Annotated in this window: 17 protein-coding genes; 3 read left to right on the top strand and 14 right to left on the bottom strand. The window is 67.5% G+C overall.

Features of this window, described 5'->3' with window-relative positions; translation table 11 throughout:
• Positions 1-3: 3 nt before the first annotated feature.
• Positions 4-606 carry a histidine phosphatase family protein gene (locus ACF3NP_RS08940; RefSeq protein ID WP_181889718.1) on the bottom strand — a complete coding sequence of 201 codons (603 nt, stop codon included), beginning with the start codon at positions 604-606 and terminating at the stop codon, positions 4-6.
• A complete protein-coding gene (hemL, locus tag ACF3NP_RS08945; protein ID WP_181889717.1) occupies positions 607-1,932 on the bottom strand; it encodes a glutamate-1-semialdehyde 2,1-aminomutase in 1,326 nt (441 codons plus the stop codon).
• Positions 1,933-1,952: 20 nt separating this feature from the next.
• Here hemL and ACF3NP_RS08950 point away from each other — a divergent pair, with 20 nt between their 5' ends.
• Positions 1,953-2,789 (top strand): NAD(P)-dependent oxidoreductase, encoded by an 837-nt coding sequence (locus ACF3NP_RS08950; RefSeq protein ID WP_181889716.1) that lies wholly within the window; start codon positions 1,953-1,955, stop codon positions 2,787-2,789.
• A gap of 200 nt (positions 2,790-2,989) precedes the next feature.
• Here the strand turns inward: ACF3NP_RS08950 and ACF3NP_RS08955 are convergent, their stop codons facing one another.
• Positions 2,990-3,763 (bottom strand): DedA family protein, encoded by a 774-nt coding sequence (locus ACF3NP_RS08955; RefSeq protein WP_181889715.1) that lies wholly within the window; start codon positions 3,761-3,763, stop codon positions 2,990-2,992.
• 98 nt (positions 3,764-3,861) lie between these two features.
• On the opposite strand from ACF3NP_RS08955, the gene ACF3NP_RS08960 reads away from it, so the two are divergent.
• The gene (locus ACF3NP_RS08960; protein ID WP_181889714.1) at positions 3,862-4,008 is read left to right on the top strand and encodes a hypothetical protein; all 147 of its coding nucleotides are present in this window, start codon (positions 3,862-3,864) and stop codon (positions 4,006-4,008) included.
• Here ACF3NP_RS08960 and ACF3NP_RS08965 read toward each other — a convergent pair.
• From ACF3NP_RS08965 to ACF3NP_RS09010, 10 genes are all read right to left on the bottom strand, one after another.
• Complete coding sequence (locus ACF3NP_RS08965; protein WP_392398634.1) at positions 4,005-5,441, bottom strand: protoporphyrinogen oxidase; 1,437 nt, start codon at positions 5,439-5,441, stop codon at positions 4,005-4,007. The genes ACF3NP_RS08960 and ACF3NP_RS08965 overlap by 4 nt on opposite strands.
• The gene (gene hemE, locus ACF3NP_RS08970) at positions 5,441-6,490 is read right to left on the bottom strand and encodes a uroporphyrinogen decarboxylase (protein WP_181889712.1); all 1,050 of its coding nucleotides are present in this window, start codon (positions 6,488-6,490) and stop codon (positions 5,441-5,443) included. The genes ACF3NP_RS08965 and hemE overlap by 1 nt, the downstream gene beginning before the upstream one ends.
• Positions 6,491-6,501: 11 nt before the next feature.
• A complete protein-coding gene (locus ACF3NP_RS08975; protein WP_181889711.1) occupies positions 6,502-9,108 on the bottom strand; it encodes a heavy metal translocating P-type ATPase in 2,607 nt (868 codons plus the stop codon).
• Positions 9,105-9,626, bottom strand: a complete 522-nt coding sequence (locus ACF3NP_RS08980) for a hypothetical protein (RefSeq protein WP_181889710.1) — start codon at positions 9,624-9,626, stop codon at positions 9,105-9,107. Before ACF3NP_RS08980 ends, ACF3NP_RS08975 begins: the two co-directional genes overlap by 4 nt.
• Before the next feature lie 3 nt (positions 9,627-9,629).
• Complete coding sequence (locus tag ACF3NP_RS08985; protein WP_181889709.1) at positions 9,630-10,235, bottom strand: hypothetical protein; 606 nt, start codon at positions 10,233-10,235, stop codon at positions 9,630-9,632.
• A gap of 10 nt (positions 10,236-10,245) precedes the next feature.
• The gene (gene hemB, locus ACF3NP_RS08990; protein WP_370642067.1) at positions 10,246-11,247 is read right to left on the bottom strand and encodes a porphobilinogen synthase; all 1,002 of its coding nucleotides are present in this window, start codon (positions 11,245-11,247) and stop codon (positions 10,246-10,248) included.
• A 48-nt stretch (positions 11,248-11,295) separates the two neighbouring features.
• The gene (locus tag ACF3NP_RS08995) at positions 11,296-13,032 is read right to left on the bottom strand and encodes a uroporphyrinogen-III synthase (protein ID WP_181889707.1); all 1,737 of its coding nucleotides are present in this window, start codon (positions 13,030-13,032) and stop codon (positions 11,296-11,298) included.
• Between the two features lie 352 nt (positions 13,033-13,384).
• Positions 13,385-14,266 carry a hydroxymethylbilane synthase gene (gene hemC / locus ACF3NP_RS09000; protein WP_181889706.1) on the bottom strand — a complete coding sequence of 294 codons (882 nt, stop codon included), beginning with the start codon at positions 14,264-14,266 and terminating at the stop codon, positions 13,385-13,387.
• Complete coding sequence (locus ACF3NP_RS09005; protein WP_202032279.1) at positions 14,267-15,571, bottom strand: glutamyl-tRNA reductase; 1,305 nt, start codon at positions 15,569-15,571, stop codon at positions 14,267-14,269. It abuts the gene before it with no gap.
• 66 nt (positions 15,572-15,637) lie between these two features.
• Entirely contained in the window at positions 15,638-15,874 is a 237-nt protein-coding gene (locus ACF3NP_RS09010; RefSeq protein ID WP_070475288.1) for a glutaredoxin family protein, read from the bottom strand.
• Positions 15,875-15,958: 84 nt separating this feature from the next.
• Between ACF3NP_RS09010 and ACF3NP_RS09015 the strand changes: the two genes are divergently transcribed.
• Positions 15,959-16,966, top strand: a complete 1,008-nt coding sequence (locus ACF3NP_RS09015) for an HAD family hydrolase (protein WP_181889704.1) — start codon at positions 15,959-15,961, stop codon at positions 16,964-16,966.
• 190 nt (positions 16,967-17,156) lie between these two features.
• On the opposite strand, the gene ACF3NP_RS09020 is transcribed toward ACF3NP_RS09015, so the two are convergent.
• Entirely contained in the window at positions 17,157-17,258 is a 102-nt protein-coding gene (locus tag ACF3NP_RS09020) for a 30S ribosomal protein bS22 (RefSeq protein ID WP_003855542.1), read from the bottom strand.
• Positions 17,259-17,322: the final 64 nt, after the last annotated feature.

Below are 17,322 nucleotides of genomic sequence, written 5' to 3' on the forward strand. Positions count from 1 at the left end.
CTCTCAAATGTGCTGGGCAGGAGTGCTGTAGGCCCAGTCAACAACACTGCCGCCGTCAAACACAAGTGAGGTCACACTCGCCAGGTCGCAGTTGCGGCTCGCGTGCGCCAGGCGCTTGCCCTGCACGTGGCGCTGCACGGTGACAATCGGCAGCTGGTGGCTGACCATCACGGCCTCGTGGCCTTCGGCCTTGTCGCGGGCATCCTCGACGGCGGACCACATGCGCTCGAAGATCTCCTGGTAGGGCTCGCCCCAGCTCGGCTCGAACGGGTTGGTCATGTGCCGCCAGCGGATCGGGTTGATCAGCTGCGAGCGCCACCCCTTCGTGCGCAGGCCTTCAAAGGTGTTGCCGGCCTCCAGGATGTCCTCGCGGGTGTCCACCTCGCAGCCGGTGACCTCCGCGATCGGGCGGGCTGTTTCCTGCGCGCGCTCAAGCGGGCTCGCCGCAAGGTAGACCACATCGCGGCCGCGGAAAAACTTTGAGGTGGCCACGGCCATGGAGTTGCCGCGGGAAGACAGGTGGTAGCCCGGCATGCGCCCGTAGAGGATCTTCTTCGGGTTGTACACCTCGCCGTGGCGCACCAGGTGCACCGTCGTCCTGGTCATTTAGGCCTCCGCGGGTTTCGCCGCCGCGGCGGCCTTCGCGGCGGAGCGCAGCGCGTCCTCGATGCGGCCGAAGTCCTCGTCCGTCAGAGCGGTGGAGACGAACCAGGTCTCAAACGCGCTCGGCGGCGCGTACACGCCAGCGTCCAGCAGGGCGTGGAAGAACGGGGCGTAGCGGAACGTGTCGGCGGCCTGCATGTCGGCGAAGTTGTGGCCCTCGCCCTCCCCGAACCGGACGGAGAGCATGGTCGCCGCGCGTTGGATGTGGTGGGTGACGCCTTCGGCCGTGAGGGCGTCGTGAAGCAAACGCTCCAGCAGATCCGCGTTCTTGTTCAGCGTCGGGTAGATGTCCTCGCTGGCCAGCTCGAGCGAGGCCAGGCCGGACGCCATCGCCACCGGGTTACCGGACAGGGTGCCCGCCTGGTAGACGGGGCCGTTCGGCGCGAGGTGCTCCATGATGTCGCGGCGGCCGCCGAACGCCGCGGCGGGCAGGCCGCCTGAGACGACCTTGCCAAAGGTGGTCAGGTCGCCCGCAACGTTGTCAACGCCGTACCAGCCGGCGTAGGAGGTGCGGAAACCGGTCATGACCTCGTCGAGGATCAGCAGCGCGCCGTTGAGATGCGCGAGCTCCTTGAGCTTGGCGTTGAAGTCGTTCTGCGGGGCGACGGTGCCCATGTTGCCCGCGGCCGCCTCGGCGATGACCGCGGCGATCTCGCCCTCGTTCTCGCGGAACGCGCGCTCCACCGCCTCGATGTCGTTGTACGGCACCACGATGGTGTCCTTCGCCTGCGCGCCAGTGACACCCGGGGAATCCGGCAGGGAGAACGTGGCGATGCCGGAGCCCGCAGACGCCAGCAGCGCGTCCACGTGGCCGTGGTAGCAGCCTTCGAACTTGAGGATCTTCGGCCGGCCCGTGAACCCGCGCGCCAGGCGGACGGCGGACATGGTGGCCTCCGTGCCGGAGTTGACCATGCGCACCTCCTCCACCGACGTGCGCTTCACAATGTGCTCCGCGATCTCGATCTCCGCCTCCGTGGGCGCGCCGAAGCTCAGGCCGTTGCGCAGGGCCTTCTCCACGGCCTCGACGATCTTCGGGTGGGCGTTGCCGTGCACCATCGGGCCCCAGGAGCACACCAGGTCCACGTACGAGTTGCCGTCCACGTCCACAAGCTTCGAGCCGTGCGCGCTCTGGATGAAGCGGGTTTGCCCGCCCACCGAGCCGAAGCCGCGCACCGGCGAGTTCACGCCGCCCGGGGTGGTTTTCTGCGCCCGCTCGAACAGTTCGTGCGAGCGCTGGGTGTTAGCTGAAGTCGGCTTTTCCGCAGTCATGGTTGTCTATCCTAGGCCATATGAAAATCGCGTTTTTAGGCCTCGGCCGCATGGGCACGGAGCTCGCGCTCAAGCTTGTCGACGACCACGAACTGACCGTATGGAACCGCACCGCCGAGAAGACCGAGCCGTTGGTCTCGCGCGGGGCTCAGGCTGCGTCTTCCCCCGCGGAAGCCGTCGAGGGCGCCGAGCTGGTGATCACCTGCCTGTTCGGCCCCGACATCGTGCGTGAGGTGGTGATCGAGCCAGGTTTGATCCCCGAGGGCGTGACCTGGGCCGACGCCACCACCATCTCGCCCGCGGACGCCGCCGCCTTCGCCGACGCCGTGCCCGGCTACGTGCACACCCCGGTCGTCGGCTCGCTCCCGCCCGCGCGCGCCGGCAAGCTCGGCGTGTACGTCGGGGGCGCCGATGCCTCTCGACGCTCTAAAGTCGCCGACGTCGTTGCCCCCTGGGCCGCCGCCAACCCTGAGCGGCTGAAGGAGGTGGACACCGCCGCCGGCGCCGCCGTGGGCAAACTGCTTGCCAACCTCGCCCTGGCCGTCACCATCGAAGGGTTCAAGGAAGCGCTGGTGTTGGGCGAATCCCAGGGGTTGTCGGAAGAGCAGGTGGTGGACATGCTCGACTCCACCGGCCTGGAGTTCATTGTGAACATGAAGTCGCCGTTCCTGCTTGGCGAGCGCTCTACCTCGCCCGGCGACTTCACCGCCGACGCCATCGCCAAGGACGCCCGCCTGATGCTCGCGTCCGCTGACCAGGACCTGCCCGCCGTCTCCGCCGCCCTGGCGTCGTTGGAGGCGCAGCAGGACGCCGGCCACGGCGACGAGGACTTCTCCACCGTCGTGGTCAACCGTTAGCCGCGCCCTGGTGCCCGGCACTTCGCGGCGGAATCTGTCAGGCTGCCCCCATCGCCCCAGGTCGGCGCAGACGCCCGGCGGAATCTGTCAGGCCCCCTTCGGTCCAGCGACGCGAAAGTCGAGTCCGGGAGGTCGAGTCCGGGCCTAAAACAGGGCGAACTCGACCTCCGCCGCTCGACTTTCGGCGCCGCCCGGCCGCCCTACCGCCCGGCCTCGATCTCGTTGCCCACGACCTCGGCTTCGGGCTTTTTCTTCCCCTGGTTGCGGAAGATGCCGTAGAACACCACCACCAGCAGCGCGATGGCGATCCAGTTGGCCACCTTGGCGTACTGCTCCAGCACCATCACGACCGGCTCACCGATCCACCAGCCCAGGCCCAGGTAGAGGAAGGACCAGATGGTTTTGGAAATGAAGTCCAGGACCATGAACTTCCACAGCGGCATCCCGGTCATGCCCATGAGCACGAACACCACGAACGCGATCGGCAGCGGGATGGGCACGTAGGCGAGGAAGATGCCCAGCCAGCCCAGCTTGATGGCCCACTTCTCCACGCGCTCGATGTTTTTCGCGGCGCGCGGCGAGTTCGCGGCCTGCACGTCGAGGATCCCGCGGCCCCAGAGTTTGCCGGCCCACCAGTAGATCCAGTCGAACTTGATGTTCACGATCGAGCCGATGAGCAGGAACAGCAGCCAGTGCGGCGCCTCCCCCACCGCGGCGAGCGCACCGGTGGACGCGGCGCCGACGCGTGAGCCTGTCAGCGCCAGCATGATCGGCGGGTCCAGGCCCAAAAGCCACGCCCGCAGCGGGATCATGGCCAGGCCGAAGATGCCGACGAAGCCGAACCAGCCCAGGCACCAGTAGTCGGCTTTGGTGGGTTTGCCGTTCCAAGGCAGGCCGTCTTCTTCCCACCATTCCTTCTCGGCAGGCTCAGCAGGCTCGGCAGCCCTCTCGCGTGGATCCGCGTGTTCTTCCATAGGTGATCAACCTAGTGCACATCCGCCCGCACCCCCTACCCAAGCGGAGAATGAGGTGCTAGGTTCTGCGTGCACGCGACTCAGAGAGGAGGCGCAACATGGAAACACCACAAAACGAATCCGACCGAGGCACACGCCCTGTCGATGCCGGCCGGCTCATCTACGAGCTTTCACGGGAATACGGCGGCTTCGACAACTTCGAGCTTCCAGAGCGCACTGGCAGCCGGGACCTCCCGCTGGTTTAGGGCTTTTGCTTTGCGACGGCAGCTGCCGCCACGGCCCTCGCATCGGCAATAACCGCCGGCACGCCGACCCCACCGGCCCACGCGCCGGTGAGGGAGATGTGGGAGGCCTTTGGTTCGTCGAGAAGCAGGCTGCGCACCTTGGACACGGTGGCGAGGTGGTTCTCGTCGAAGCGGGGCAGGCCGCCGAGCCAGCGTTGGACGTAGATTTCCTCGAGGCCGGCGGCGCGGCCGTCGAAGCCGGTGATGGTTTCGAGGTCGTCGAGGGCCCAGTCCACGAGGTCGTCCTCGGAGGCGGTGATGGCGACGTTGTCGCCGAAGCGGCCGAAGCTGGCGCGCACCAGTGCCCCGCCGCGCTCGGCGAGGTGCGGCCACTTGCGCGAGGAGAACGTGAACGCCTTCGCGTGGACGTCCTCGGCGCCGGTGGATACGAGGACGCCGGAGTTCTGCGGCAGGCCCTCGTCGGTGGCAAAGCGCATGCCCACCACCGCCGAGTTGGCCAGCTTCACGGTTTTCAGCGCCTCGGAGGCCTCGGGCGCAATGTCCTTGAGCAGCAGCGCCGCGGTGGGGGCGGGTACGGCGAGGATGACGTGGTCGTAGGCCTTGTCCTCCCCGCCTTTGAGGCGGTACTTCGGTGCCTCAGCCGAGCCTTCGAGACTGATGGCCGAAATAAACGCGTCGATGTAGATGTCGGCGCCGGATTTTTCGGCAAGGGTTTCGTAGAGCTCCTGGTAGCCGTCGCGGAACGTCTTGAACACCGCGCCCTGGCCGGTGGGCATCTCGCGGCGGGAGCGCTCCAGGTTGGCCACGGCGGTGGACAGGTGCACTGGCCCGTCGGCGGCGAGGCGGTCGAACTCCTCCGCTAGCTGCGGGATGGTCGCGCGCACGCCGAGGTCGTCGGCGATGCAGGAGTACACACCGCCGAGCAGGGAGGAGACGATGTTGTCCACCACTTCGTCGCCGTAACGCTCGCGCACAAGCTTGCCGACGTTGACGTCGCCGCCGACTTCCCAGTCGAAGCCTTCGCGGTCGGCCTCGGTGTCGATGCGCTGCGCGGTGTCCTCGCTGACCAGGTGCTTGACAGTCTCGGAGGTGGACGGGATGCCCATCACCCCACCGGTGGGCAGCGCGCGCGCCTCGCCGTCGACCCACACCAGCGAGCGCAGGCCGGAGGGCTCCACCAGGGAGTCGGTGAGGCCGAGCTCGGTGAAGAATTCCACGGCGTCCTGGCGGCGCGCCAGGAACGCCTCGGCGCCCATGTCGGTGGGGCCGGCCTCGAAGGCGACGGTGTGGAGCTTGCCGCCGAGGCGGTCGGTGGCCTCGTAGACGTCGACCTTGAGGTCGTCTTCTTCCCCTGCGCGGGCGGAGCCCGTGCTGCGAAGCTCGTATGCGGCGGTCAGCCCCGCAAGACCTGCGCCGATGATGGCAATGTTCATTAGCTCTCCTCGTGGATGATCGCTACGGCTTCGGTGATCGCGTCCGCGTCGGTGGTGGGCAATACGCCGTGGCCGAGGTTGAAGATGTGCCCGGTAGCGTCGCCAGCTGCAATGGCACGCGCGGCCTCGGCTTTGATGCGCGCGACCTCGCCGCGCACCACGTTGGTGCCGGCGAACAGCATGGCCGGGTCCAGGTTGCCCTGCAGCACGCGCGGGGAGGCGAACCGCGTCGCGGCCGTGTCCAGCGGCACGCGCCAGTCCACACCCATGACCTCGCTGCCGGCCTCGGACATCGCGCCGAGCAGTTCGCCGGTGGTCACGCCGAAGTGGATGCGCGGGATCTCTCCTGCCACGGATTCGAGGATTTCCACCGAGTACGGCAGAACGAATTCGCGGTAGTCCGCTTCGGTGAGGAAACCCGCCCAGGAGTCGAACAGCTGCATCGCGTCGATGCCGGCTTCGACCTGCGTGCGCAGAAAGGCGACGATGGTGGGCACCAAGCGGCGCATCAGCGCGTGCCAGGTCTCCGGCTCGGCGTGCATCATCGCCTTGGTCTTCTCGTGGTTCTTGCTCGGTCCGCCCTCGACGAGGTAGCTGGCCAGCGTAAACGGCGCGCCGACAAACCCGATCAAGGCTTGGGTGTCGCTCAGTTCGTCGAGGATGATGCGGATGCCATCGGACACGGCGGCGACTTCGTCGTCAAGCACAGGCAGCTTCTCGACGTCACTCCGCCCCCTCACCGCCTCCCCCATCACCGGGCCGCGGCCGGGCACGATCTCCACGTCCACGCCCGCCGCCTTGAGCGGGACCACGATGTCGGAAAACAGGATCGCGGCGTCGACGTCGTGGCGGCGCACCGGCTGCAGCGTGATCTCCGCGAGCAGCTCCGGCATGAAGCACGAGTCCAGCATGGGGATGCCTTCGCGCACTTCGCGATACTCGGGCAGGGAGCGGCCGGCCTGGCGCATGAACCACACCGGGGTGCGCGAGGGGGTGCGGCCGTGGGCCGCCTCGAGCAGTGGTGCGTTGGGGAGGTCGCGTCTGGTCATGGCACTCAAGCCTACCGGCGCAGGCCGTGAACCCGGAACCGGCTGGCGCGGCGGGAGCTGTACTCCACAAGCAGGGAACTTCCCAGCATGAGCAGGGTCGCGCCCACTGGCGGCAGCACGCCCGCGGCCGCGAGGATGATGGCGGCCGCGTTGTAGATTCCGGCGAACCACAGGTTCCTGTCGGCGATGCGGTTGACGCGGCGGGCGTGCTCGATGGCCTGGGGCACAGCCATGACGTCGTTGCGGATAAGCACGACGTCGCTGACGTTGTTCCAGTTCGGCACCTTGGTGCTGTAGAGGTCCTCGCCGGCGTAGAGGATGCCGGAGTCCGCCACGCGCAGCACCGGCAGCACGCTGGAATCGCACACCATGGCCACGATGCCGCCCTGGGTGTGCAGGGCGCGCACCGCGGCGGGTTTCTCATTGGAGCGGATGCCGGCGAGCACCTGCGAGATGCCCAAAAAGTCCGCGAAGCGGCGCGCCACCGGGTAGGTGTCGCGCGAGAGCATCACGGTTTCCACGCCCATGGATTCCAGGGTGTCCACCGCCTCAATGGCGTCTTCCTTGGCGGGGTCGAACAAGGTGATCACGCCGCGGTCCTTGCCGTCCCAGCGCACCACCACCGGGGTGCCGCCGGTGGTGGCGGCCACCGACAGCTTGCCTTTGAGCTGGGAGAGGTTGGTCGGGCGCCACAGGGAGGCGTCGTACGTTTGCGTGCGGGCGTTATCGCCGTTACCCCAGGTGGCGGTGACGCGGCCGCCGAACTCGCCGTCCGGGGTGATCGTGTCGTCGCTGACTTCGATCCAGTCCGGCAGGCGCGGGTCCCCGGTGCGGGCGTCGCGCACTTCGCGGGCCGCCTTCACAATGGCGCGGGAGGCCGGGTGGTCCGAGTCCGCGGACAGCACGCCGGCGATGCGCAGCACCAGCTCGCTGCTTTCCCCGGCTGCGGCGGTGACCGTTTCCACGTGCATCTCCGGCAGCACGAGCGTGCCCACGCGGTTGAACACCACCGTGTCCACCTTGGACAGAATCCGCAGCGCGTTGCCGTCGCGCATGAGCACGCCGTTGCGCACGGCAGCCTCGATGCCCTGGCGGATGGCCAGCGCCGGCGAAATGGCCAAACTGAACGGGGCGACCACGATCAGGATCGCCAAGGCTGTCGACGCCGCGGTGTTGACGTTGCCCGTAAACAGCAGCCACAGGCCGAAGTCCAGCACGGCAATCGCGTACGCGGCCGGGATGAGCATGCTGGCAGACCGGGTGGAGACCATCGTCGCGGCGTTTTGATGGCGCGACGCCTCCTCCAGCCAACGTTGCACAGCGGTCAACAGCGTGGTGTGGCCGACGCGGACGGCGCGGACCTTGATGTCGCCTTCGCGCACCACGGACCCGGCGACCACGCGCTTGCCTACCTTTATCTGCGGACTGTCGTGGGTGTTCACCAGCTCCCAGCCGATTTCGCCGGAGCCACCGACGACCTCTCCGTCGACGGGGATGACCTGCCCGGCGCGCACACGGACGTCGTCGCCACGCATGATCTCTGTGGCCGGGAGCCGCTCGCAGCCGCCGCCCTTCTTGCGGTGGGTGACCTCGTAAAGGGACTCCGCGCCGGGGCGGCGCGCCTCCAGCTCGTCCAGCAGGTTTGTGCGCACGCGTATCGAGAAGAAGCGGCCGAGCAGCAGCAACGTGGTCACGGTGCAGGCGACCTCGAGGTAGAGCTCCGGGCCGCGGCCGATCTCCAGCGGCGCCCAGGCGCCGCTGGACTCGTAGCCAATGTGGCCCGCCTCAGTGAACAGCAGCACGGCGAATGACCACAGGTAGGCCGCCAAGATAGCGATGGAACTCGCGCCGTCCAGTGCCGAAAGGCCGCGGCGCACGCCGCCGGCCATCGCGCGGTGGAACGGGGAGGCGCACCACAGCGCCACCGGGGTGGTCAGGGCGAACGCTACCCACTGCCAGCCGGGGAACCCGAGGGCGGGCACGTAGGTGAGCAGCAGTACCGGTATGGTCAGCACCACCGCCAGCCAAAGCCTTCCCGGGGTAACCAAGTCGCGGGCGGTAAACAGCACGTCGCCGCTGCGGCGCCCCGTACGGGGCTTGTTCTGCACGAATCCTTGGGCGCGGGCGAGCAGGTGTGCCGCTTCTTCCTTGCGGTGGTGCTTGGCGCGGCGCGGCATCGGGTGCTCCGACCAGTACCGGCCGTGCGCGCGGCGTTGCAGCGTGGAGTCCGTGATCACTGCGGTAACGCCGAATTGTTCGATGATCTTGATCAGGTGGTGCGGCGGCATGGTCGCCGGTGCGGTCACCCACGCCATGCGGGTGGGGTACACCAGGCGGGCGGAGACGCCTTCCATAGATTCCAGGGCGTCCTCGATCTCCGTCAGCTGCGGGCCGTCTTCCACTCCCCGCAGTTCGAAGGCGTAGGAGGCGTTGGGGCGCACGAGCTCGCCGTCCAGGTCGCGCCGTGCCGTGGCTGGGTCGATGCCAGCTTGGCGGGCGGCGTCGCGGGCCGCCTCGATGTAGTTGTCGAGCTCCTCGCCGCTCAGCTGCTCCAACTTGGCGCCTTCGCGCCCGGTGGTGCTGAGCTTTTCCAGGTCCCCGCCCTCGTATTTGCTCATTCCACGCCTTCCCAGACGTCGCCGCTGCGCTTATCTACAAACGCGTTGGCGGCCGGGCGGAACATGAAGAACAGGGCGAAGACCAGCACGCCGACCACCACGAACGCGGCCCAGCCGGCCACGCCGACGAAGAAGCTGGCCAGCTGCAAAAACACCGCCAGGCCGATGAACCCGGCCAGCCAGCGACGCGCCACCTTCGAGCCTTTTGGCAGGTAGGCGCAGCACGAGGTAATGAGTGCGCCGAGGATGATGCTGCCCCAGGTGTAGACCCGCAGGTTGCGCGCGAATCTATCAATGAGCTCCTCGTCGGCCCCCTCAATCATCCACGTATCCGGTAGCCGGTCCGGCACCCCGTTGGCCATGGTCAAAAACGCGATGACGAACATCAGCACCGCCGCGGTAAGGCACAGGTAGTAGCCGATTTTCAGCGGCTTCGGCCACGCCGGGCCGACCTCGCCGGTGAAGCGCCGGTTCCTGTCGTTCGGGTCCGACACCATGGTTGGGAACATCCCTGCCACCGCTTAGCTCTCCTTCTTCTCCGGCGCTCCCGCCGCATCAGCATTACCGCTGGTTTTGTCCTTGGGCGGCTTGGTCCACGCCACGGAATCCTTGTCAACTGAATAGATGATGCCCAGGATGCCCGCAACACCAAGGATGATCTGGATGACGCCGTCTATGCCGAACATGGCCGTCGGCACCGCGGTGGAGGCCGGCACCATCATGAACAGCGTGACCATGCGCAGGGCGAAGAAGACGGAGAAGATCTGCAGCAGCCTGCGGGCGTTTTCCGCCCATTTCGCCTGTTTTTGTACCGCGCGCAGCGCGAAGACGAACAGCAGGATCACGCCGAGCTGCAGCAGCGCCATGATGAAGATCGAGCCGTACACGCTGGCGTTCATCAGCGCCTCGGAGACCTCGCCGTCGCCGTTGGTGGCGCGCTCCTTGGCCACCTCGCGCAGCGCGGACGGGTCGATCACGCTCGCCGCCACGGCGAAGATCTGGTGCAGTAGTTCCCCGCCGATCATCACGGTCCAGGCCGCGAGCATGTAGCGCACAGCTTCGGGCATGGAGCCCTTGTGCTTCTCGACGGCCTCCGGTCCCACCCGGCTCGGTGATCCCGGATTCATTGGGGGCAAGCTAACCATTGAGCCTCTTTGCTGCCTCGATGGCGTAGTAGGTGAAAATTTGGTCTGCCCCGGCGCGCTTGATGGACATCAGTGCTTCCATCATCGTCTCCTCGTAGTCGATCCAGCCGTTCTGACCGGCCGCGTTGAGCATGGCGTACTCGCCGGAGACTTGGTAGGCGGCCACCGGCACCGGGGACATCTCCGCGATCTTGGCCAGCACGTCCAGGTACGGCAGCGCGGGCTTGACCATGACAAAGTCCGCGCCTTCGGCGATGTCCAGCTCCGTTTCCAAAAGCGACTCGCGCACGTTCGCCGGGTCTTGCTGGTAGGTGCGGCGGTCGCCCTTCAGCGAGGAGCCGACCGCGTCGCGGAACGGCCCGAAGAACTTGGAGGCGTACTTCGCGGAGTAGGCCATGATGGCGACGTCGGCGAAACCCGCGCGATCAAGCGCCCTGCGAATTTGCTCGATCTGGCCGTCCATCATGCCGGACGGGCTGACAATGTGCGCGCCCGCGCGCGCCTGAGCCACCGCCATGTCGCAGTAGATCTCCACGGTGGGGTCGTTGTCCACCACTTCCCTGCCGTGCGCGTCGGTGGTGAGCACGCCGCAGTGGCCGTGGTCCGTGAACTCGTCCAGGCAGGTGTCCGCCATGATGATCAGCTCGTCGCCGAACTCCTTGCGCAGCAGCGCAATCGCGCGGTTAAGCACGCCGTCTTCGGCAACGGCGACGGAGCCGGTGGCGTCCTTGTCCTCCTCGCGCGGCACGCCGAACAGGTCCACACACTTCACTCCGGCGTCGAGCGCCTCGCGGCAGATCTCTACCAGCGATTCCGGGGTGTGCTGGTACACGCCCGGCATCGACGGGATCTCGCGCGGAGCGTCGATGCCGTCGGCGATGAACAGCGGGAGGATGAAGTCGGCCGGGTGCAGGCGCGTCTCCGTGACAAACTCACGGAGAGCGGGGGTTTGTCGCAAGCGGCGGGGGCGTCGAATCAAGTCGTAATCAGCCATGCGCCACATCTTAGAACGCGCACCCGACACGACCCAGCCGGCGCGTTTCTAGCCGGCTGCGGCCGCGGTGTCCCCGCCGGCGCTCTTCTCAGCCTTCGCTGCCTTCCGACGCTTCTTGCGCGGCGGCGGCAACTGCCCCGACGCGCGCAGCCCTGCCACGTGGTCGGCCAGGGCGTCGACGAGGTTGGGGATGTCGGCGACCTCCGGGACGACGTCGACACGCAAGCCTTGCTCCCGCGCCTCCGCCTCGGTGACCGGGCCGATGCAGGCGATGATCGTGCGCGAGTGCGGCTTGCCCGCAATACCCACGAGGTTCTTCACCGTCGACGGGGACGTGAAGCACACGGCGTCGAAGCCGCCGGTCTTGATCATGTCGCGCGTCTCCGGCGGCGGCGGGGCGGCGCGCACGGTGCGGTAGGCGACCACGTCGTCGACCTCCCAGCCCTTCTCCTGCAGGCCGTCCACCAGCACGTCGGAGCCGAGGTCCGCGCGCGGCAGCAGCACGCGCGAAACCGGGTCGATGTCCTCGACGTACTCCGGGAACGCCTCCGCCAGACCGGCCGCGTTCTGCTTCGTGCGGTGCGGCACAAGCTCCGGCTGCATGCCGCGGGCGATCAGCGCGTCGGCGGTCTTCTGCCCCACCGCGCCCAGGTGCACGCCGGCGAACGAGCGGGCGTCCAGGCCCAGCTCCTCAAACTTCGACCACACGGCATCGACGGCATTGACCGAGGTGAACAGGATCCACTGGTAGCGGCCCTCCACGATGCCCTTGATCGCGCGGTCCATCTGCGCCGGGTTGCGCGGCGGCTCCAGCGAGATCGTGGGCACGGACTGCGGGATCGCGCCGTGCTGCGACAGGCGGGCGTTCATCACCCCTGCCTGCGACTTCGCGCGCGGCACAAGCACGCGCCAGCCGTACAGCGGCCGGTTTTCCCACCACGAGTACTTCGAGCGGTCGTCCGCCGCGGTGCCGAGGGTGACCACCAGCGGGCCCTCCAGCTCTGCGTCGAGCTTGCCCACGGTACCCAGCGTCGCGTCGAACGTGCGCTGCAGGCGGGTGGTACCGCGCGTGGTCACCGTCACCGGGGTGGACGCCTGGAAGCCTCGCTGCGTGAGCTGCTCCACCATCTCCGCCAGGTGCTCCTGGTTCGCCTGGAACACCAGCGGCTGCGGAGCGGATGCGAGCTGGTCCCAGTCCACGCCGCCGTTGTTGAGGTCGGCTTCCGTGTACGTCGATCCCAGCGCGATTCCGGCGAACGACGGCACCGTCGACGGCAGCGACATCCCCGGCACCACCTGGAACTCCATGCCCTCGGCGGCCACCGCGGAGATCTCCTCCATCACTGAGTCGCGCGTCAGCGGGTTGCCGCATACCAGGCGGATGACGTCGCCGTCGCCGGCTTCGCCGCGCTCCACCGCTTCCGCGGCGTCGTTAAGCGCGAGCTTCAGCTTCTCGACGATCACTCCGCCGTCCAGCCCAACCTCCTGCAACTCCGCAGCAGTCGGGTCCTCTGGGCGGGGCGGCTTGCGCCGCGCGCCAGCCTCTTTCGCCTCCGCGCACATTTTCTCGTAGCGCTCGTTGGCCGCGTCCATCTTGGCTTTCGGCACTGGCAGCGCCGCCGCGACGACACTTCGGACCCCCGCTGACACCTCAGGGTCCACGAGGGCGATAGAATTGGATTCCATTACTTCGCGAGCGCGAACCGTGAGCAATTCAGGGTTACCCGGTCCAGCACCAACGAAGATCACCTTCCCCGGCTGGGGGGTGTGAGTGGGCTCTGTCATGGAGAAATCTCTTCTAGGCACAAATAAACCGCCCCCGCGCGGCTGGGTTCGCGGTGTTGATCGGCCTCACAACGGCCCACCGACCCGATTGCGCGGAGGGTATTGAACGTATGGTATCTCCACCATAAAATGCTTCAGCCCGAGAACAAAACCAGCGCTGTATTCCGCTCCGTCCGCACCGCCCGGAGCCTCAACCCCCGGATCGTCTAGCAGCGCAGTAACTCTGCTAGACGATCTCGCCGCTGCCGAGAAGCATTTCCAATATCACCTGGGGAAATGCCTCGCGCGCAGGCGGATCGTCTAGCAGCACGAGCGAGACTGCTAGACGATCCGCAAAGCTGCCGCTCCAGCGCTACTCCATCAGGTCGGCGGCGCCGCGCTCCAGCAGCACCTCGGCGACCTTGCGGCCCAGCTCGGCCGGGTCTGCCCCCTGGGCTTCCTCCACCAGCTGGCGGGAGCCGTCCAGGGCGAACACGCCGGCACGCAGGGTCACGCCCGAGCCGTCGAACACCGCCGAGGCGGCGACCGGCGCGGTGCAACCCGCCTCCAAACGGGCCAGCACGGCGCGCTCGGCGGTGGATTCGGCGGTGGCGGAGGCGTCGATAAGTGTGTCAATCGCCTCGCGCGCCACGGCGTCGTCGAAGCGGCACTCCACGGCCAGCGCGCCCTGGGCGGGAGCCGGCATGAACACCTCGGGCGAGAAGACTTCGGTGGCGCGGTCGCCGTATCCGCCGCGCACGAGGCCTGCGTAGGCCAGGATGATCGCGTCCAGCTCGCCGTCTTCCACATACGACATGCGGCGCTCAATGTTGCCGCGTAGCGGGCGGATGTCCAGGTCGGGGCGCACGGCCTTGAGCTGGGAGACGCGGCGTGGCGCGGAGGTGCCCACGCGCGCGCCTTCGGGCAGCTCGGCCAGGGTCAGGCCGTCGCGGGCGATGAGTGCTTCGCGGCTGTCCTCGCGCACGGGGATGATCATGTGGGCGCGCGGCTCGTCGGCAGTGGGCAGGTCCTTGAACGAGTGGACGGCGATGTCGACCTCGCCGTGAAACAGCGCGTCGCGCAGCGCGGAGGTGAACACGCCGACGCCGATGCGCTCCACGGGCGCTTGGGACAAGTCGCCCGGGGTGGTCACGATCTGCAGTTCGGCCGCGTGACCGTGCTCGCCCAGCGCGTCGCGGACGTGCCCGGTCTGGGTGGTGGCCAGGTGGGATCCGCGTGTGCCAATTTTGAACATCTACTTCTCCTTGCCGTGCAGTTCCTCGGGCAGCGGCAGCTTCTGCGCGTCCACCGCCACGGAGGGGCTTTCCAGCCCGAACAATTCGGTGACCGCCTCTTCCACGCTCACCGTCTCCGACGCTGCCGCCAGCTCCTTGATCTTCACTGTCGGCTGGTGCAAAAGCTTATCGACGACACGCTTGACCATGCGGCTGACCTGATCAAAGTCGTCCTCGGACATCTTCGGCAGACGGGTGCGCAGGCGCTGCAGCTCCTGGCCGGAAATCTCCGCGGCGTTGCGGCGCAACCGCGTCACCGCCGGGGCGACCTCGCGCACGCGCTGCTCCGAGCCGAACGTGTCCACCTCTTCGGCCACGATCTCCTCGGCGCGGCGCAGCGCCCGGGAGTCCTCGTCGTCGCTGCCGCGCATCTTCTCGTGCAGCGACTCGATGTTGACCAGGTGCACACCGTCGATGTCCGTCACCGCGTCGTCGATGTCGCGCGGCAGCGACAAATCCGCCAGCACCAGCGGGCCGGGGATGTCGGCCGGGGTGATGGTGAACTCGTCGGAGGCGGTGGCGGAGACCACCAGGTCCACGCGGTCCAGCACCGAGGCGCGGTCGGCGAAGTCCACCACCTCGGCGGGCACGCCGGCCTCGCGGGAGTGCTCGGCGAGGCGCTCCGCGCGGTCGCGGGTGCGGTTGGCCAGCACCAGCTTGTCAATGCCCTTCTTGCCCAGATGCGTTGCGGCCAGCGAGCTCATCGCGCCGGCGCCTAGGACGAGGGCGGTTTTGCCCCGGAGGTCGTCGACAAGCATTCGCTCCATCGCCTCCTCGAGCGCGACGGTGACCATGGACGCGCCCGAATCGTCGATGCCCGTCTCGGAGTGGACGCGCTTGCCGGTGTGCAGCGCCGCCTGGGCCAGCGAGTGCAGGCTCGGGCCCACGGTGCCGCGCTCCACGGCGTCGACGTAGGCGGAACGCACCTGGCCGATGATCTGCTGCTCGCCCACCACCATCGAGTCCAGGCCGGACGCCACCGTGAAAATGTGCTCCGCGGCCGCGTCCGAGTAGCGCACGTAGAGATAACGGCGCAGTTCAGCCGCGTCGACCCCGGAGACGTCCGCAAGCACCCGCAGCACATCCTCCACCCCGGCGTGGAACGCGTTGGTGACGGTGTAGACCTCCAGGCGGTTGCACGTGGAGATAATCATCGCCTCAGACAGCGACGGCTTCGCGATGAGGGCGCCCGCCGTGCCGTTTTGGACCTCCGCGTCCATGCTGAGCCGCTCCAGCAGGGCCACAGGCGCCGACCTGTGCGACATCCCCACAAGCAGAACACTCACGCAAAACCCTCCAGTCAGTTGAAAATCACACTAGAGAATAGTCCTTTAGTTGGACAGCTCCGCGTCGAGGTCGTCGTTGTCCACTTCCCAGCAGGCAAACTCCTCGCCGTCAATGACAACCACAGGCACGCGGTCGCCGTACTCCGCGGCCAACTCGGGGTCTTGGTCCACGTCCACAAGCGCGAGCTGAACGCCATGCTTTGCGACGACAGGCGCGATCTGGCCCGCCACCCGCTCGCACGAACCGCACGTGGACCGGACCATCAGCTCCACCTTTTTCATCCCCGCTCCTCCTGTGAGTGCCATTGCCAGGGCGTTGTACGATTGCACACGCTAACACCCCCACCCGAAAGGGCCCGTAGTTCCATGTCTGATCAGCGCGAAATCCTCGCGCAGTGGTCCCAATCCCAGGGCAACCTGCGCCGCTTCTTAGAGGAGCGCGTGATGCCCCCGCTCGACGACGACGCGCAGCGCACCGCCGGCCGCGCCGCCGCAGCCGCCGCGGTGGAAGAGACCTTCGGCATCAACATCGACGACTTCGCGCTCGGCGTGGACTCCGTCGGCGGCGCCTTCGAAACCGCCGGCCGCCAGAAGATCACCCCGCCCGATCCGGAGATCCCCCAGGACACCGAAGCCGCCGCGTTTTTCGATGTGGACAACACGCTCATCCAGGGCTCATCGCTGATCCTTTTGGCGCAGGGGCTGTTTAAGAAGCGGTTTATCACCCTGTCCGAGCTCGCCCCTGCGCTACACAAGCAGATCCGCTACCGCGTCTCCGGTTCCGAAAACGCCGACGACATCGCCGAGGGCCGCGAGCAGGCCCTGGCTGTTGTGAAGGGCAAGAGCGTGGCGGAGCTCAAGCAGGCGTGCCGGGAGATCGTGGACAACCGGATGCTGGAGAAGTCCTACGCCGACACCATCGAGCTGGCCGCCATGCACCTCGCCGCCGGGCAGCAGGTGTGGCTGGTATCCGCCACCCCGGTGCAGATCGGCCAAGCACTCGCCGAAACGCTCGGCTTCACCGGCGCGCTGGGCACCGTGGCGGAGGAAAAAGACGGCAAGTTCACCGGCCGCCTCGTCGGCGACATCCTCCACGGCCCCGGCAAGAAGCACGCCGTGGCGGCGCTGGCCGCGCTGCAGCAGCTGGACCTGTCCAAGTGCACCGCCTACTCCGACAGCATCAACGACCTGCCCATGCTGGAAATGGTCGGCTCGCCGGTGGCGATCAACCCGGACCGGGCACTGCGCAAGCACGCCAAGGCCCAGGGCTGGGCGGTGCGCGACTACCGCTCCGTGCGCCGGGTGGTGCGCGCCGGCGTGGTTCCGGCCGTGTTGGCTGTGGCCGGTGTGTGGTGGTGGCGCCGGCGGGGCTAGATGCTTACCCCAGGATGCTTACCGGCGCTAGATGCTTACCCCAGGATGCTTACTTCTCGAGTGACGCGGCGGTCGCGGCCGGGTGTTCGTCGAGAAGTAAGCGTTTAGAAGTAAGCATCCTCGGACGGTCATCCTGCCGCGGACACGAAAAACCCGCCTCCCGAAACGGAGGCGGGTGAACGCTCGCGGCTTACTTGCCGAGCTTACGACGCTGCACGCGGGTGCGGCGGAGCATCTTGCGGTGCTTCTTCTTGGACATGCGCTTGCGGCGCTTCTTAATCACTGAACCCATTGGGCTACCTCTTTCCTGTTCAAAGTGCGTACGTACGCGGCCGGCGCAACCGCTTCCGCGGTTC

It is taken from the genome of Corynebacterium lehmanniae (genome assembly GCF_043161975.1).
Taxonomy (GTDB): Bacteria; Actinomycetota; Actinomycetes; order Mycobacteriales; family Mycobacteriaceae; genus Corynebacterium; species Corynebacterium lehmanniae.

Bases quoted from the DNA above. Each gene is read 5' to 3' on its own strand.
- ACF3NP_RS08940 (WP_181889718.1), bottom strand. From the start codon at position 606: ATGACCAGGACGACGGTGCACCTGGTGCGCCACGGCGAGGTGTACAAC.
- hemL (WP_181889717.1), bottom strand. From the start codon at position 1,932: ATGACTGCGGAAAAGCCGACTTCAGCTAACACCCAGCGCTCGCACGAA.
- ACF3NP_RS08950 (WP_181889716.1), top strand. From the start codon at position 1,953: ATGAAAATCGCGTTTTTAGGCCTCGGCCGCATGGGCACGGAGCTCGCG.
- ACF3NP_RS08955 (WP_181889715.1), bottom strand. From the start codon at position 3,763: ATGGAAGAACACGCGGATCCACGCGAGAGGGCTGCCGAGCCTGCTGAG.
- ACF3NP_RS08960 (WP_181889714.1), top strand. From the start codon at position 3,862: ATGGAAACACCACAAAACGAATCCGACCGAGGCACACGCCCTGTCGAT.
- ACF3NP_RS08965 (WP_392398634.1), bottom strand. From the start codon at position 5,441: ATGAACATTGCCATCATCGGCGCAGGTCTTGCGGGGCTGACCGCCGCA.
- hemE (WP_181889712.1), bottom strand. From the start codon at position 6,490: ATGACCAGACGCGACCTCCCCAACGCACCACTGCTCGAGGCGGCCCAC.
- ACF3NP_RS08975 (WP_181889711.1), bottom strand. From the start codon at position 9,108: ATGAGCAAATACGAGGGCGGGGACCTGGAAAAGCTCAGCACCACCGGG.
- ACF3NP_RS08985 (WP_181889709.1), bottom strand. From the start codon at position 10,235: ATGAATCCGGGATCACCGAGCCGGGTGGGACCGGAGGCCGTCGAGAAG.
- hemB (WP_370642067.1), bottom strand. From the start codon at position 11,247: ATGGCTGATTACGACTTGATTCGACGCCCCCGCCGCTTGCGACAAACC.
- ACF3NP_RS08995 (WP_181889707.1), bottom strand. From the start codon at position 13,032: ATGACAGAGCCCACTCACACCCCCCAGCCGGGGAAGGTGATCTTCGTT.
- hemC (WP_181889706.1), bottom strand. From the start codon at position 14,266: ATGTTCAAAATTGGCACACGCGGATCCCACCTGGCCACCACCCAGACC.
- ACF3NP_RS09005 (WP_202032279.1), bottom strand. From the start codon at position 15,571: ATGTCGCACAGGTCGGCGCCTGTGGCCCTGCTGGAGCGGCTCAGCATG.
- ACF3NP_RS09010 (WP_070475288.1), bottom strand. From the start codon at position 15,874: ATGAAAAAGGTGGAGCTGATGGTCCGGTCCACGTGCGGTTCGTGCGAG.
- ACF3NP_RS09015 (WP_181889704.1), top strand. From the start codon at position 15,959: ATGTCTGATCAGCGCGAAATCCTCGCGCAGTGGTCCCAATCCCAGGGC.
- ACF3NP_RS09020 (WP_003855542.1), bottom strand. From the start codon at position 17,258: ATGGGTTCAGTGATTAAGAAGCGCCGCAAGCGCATGTCCAAGAAGAAG.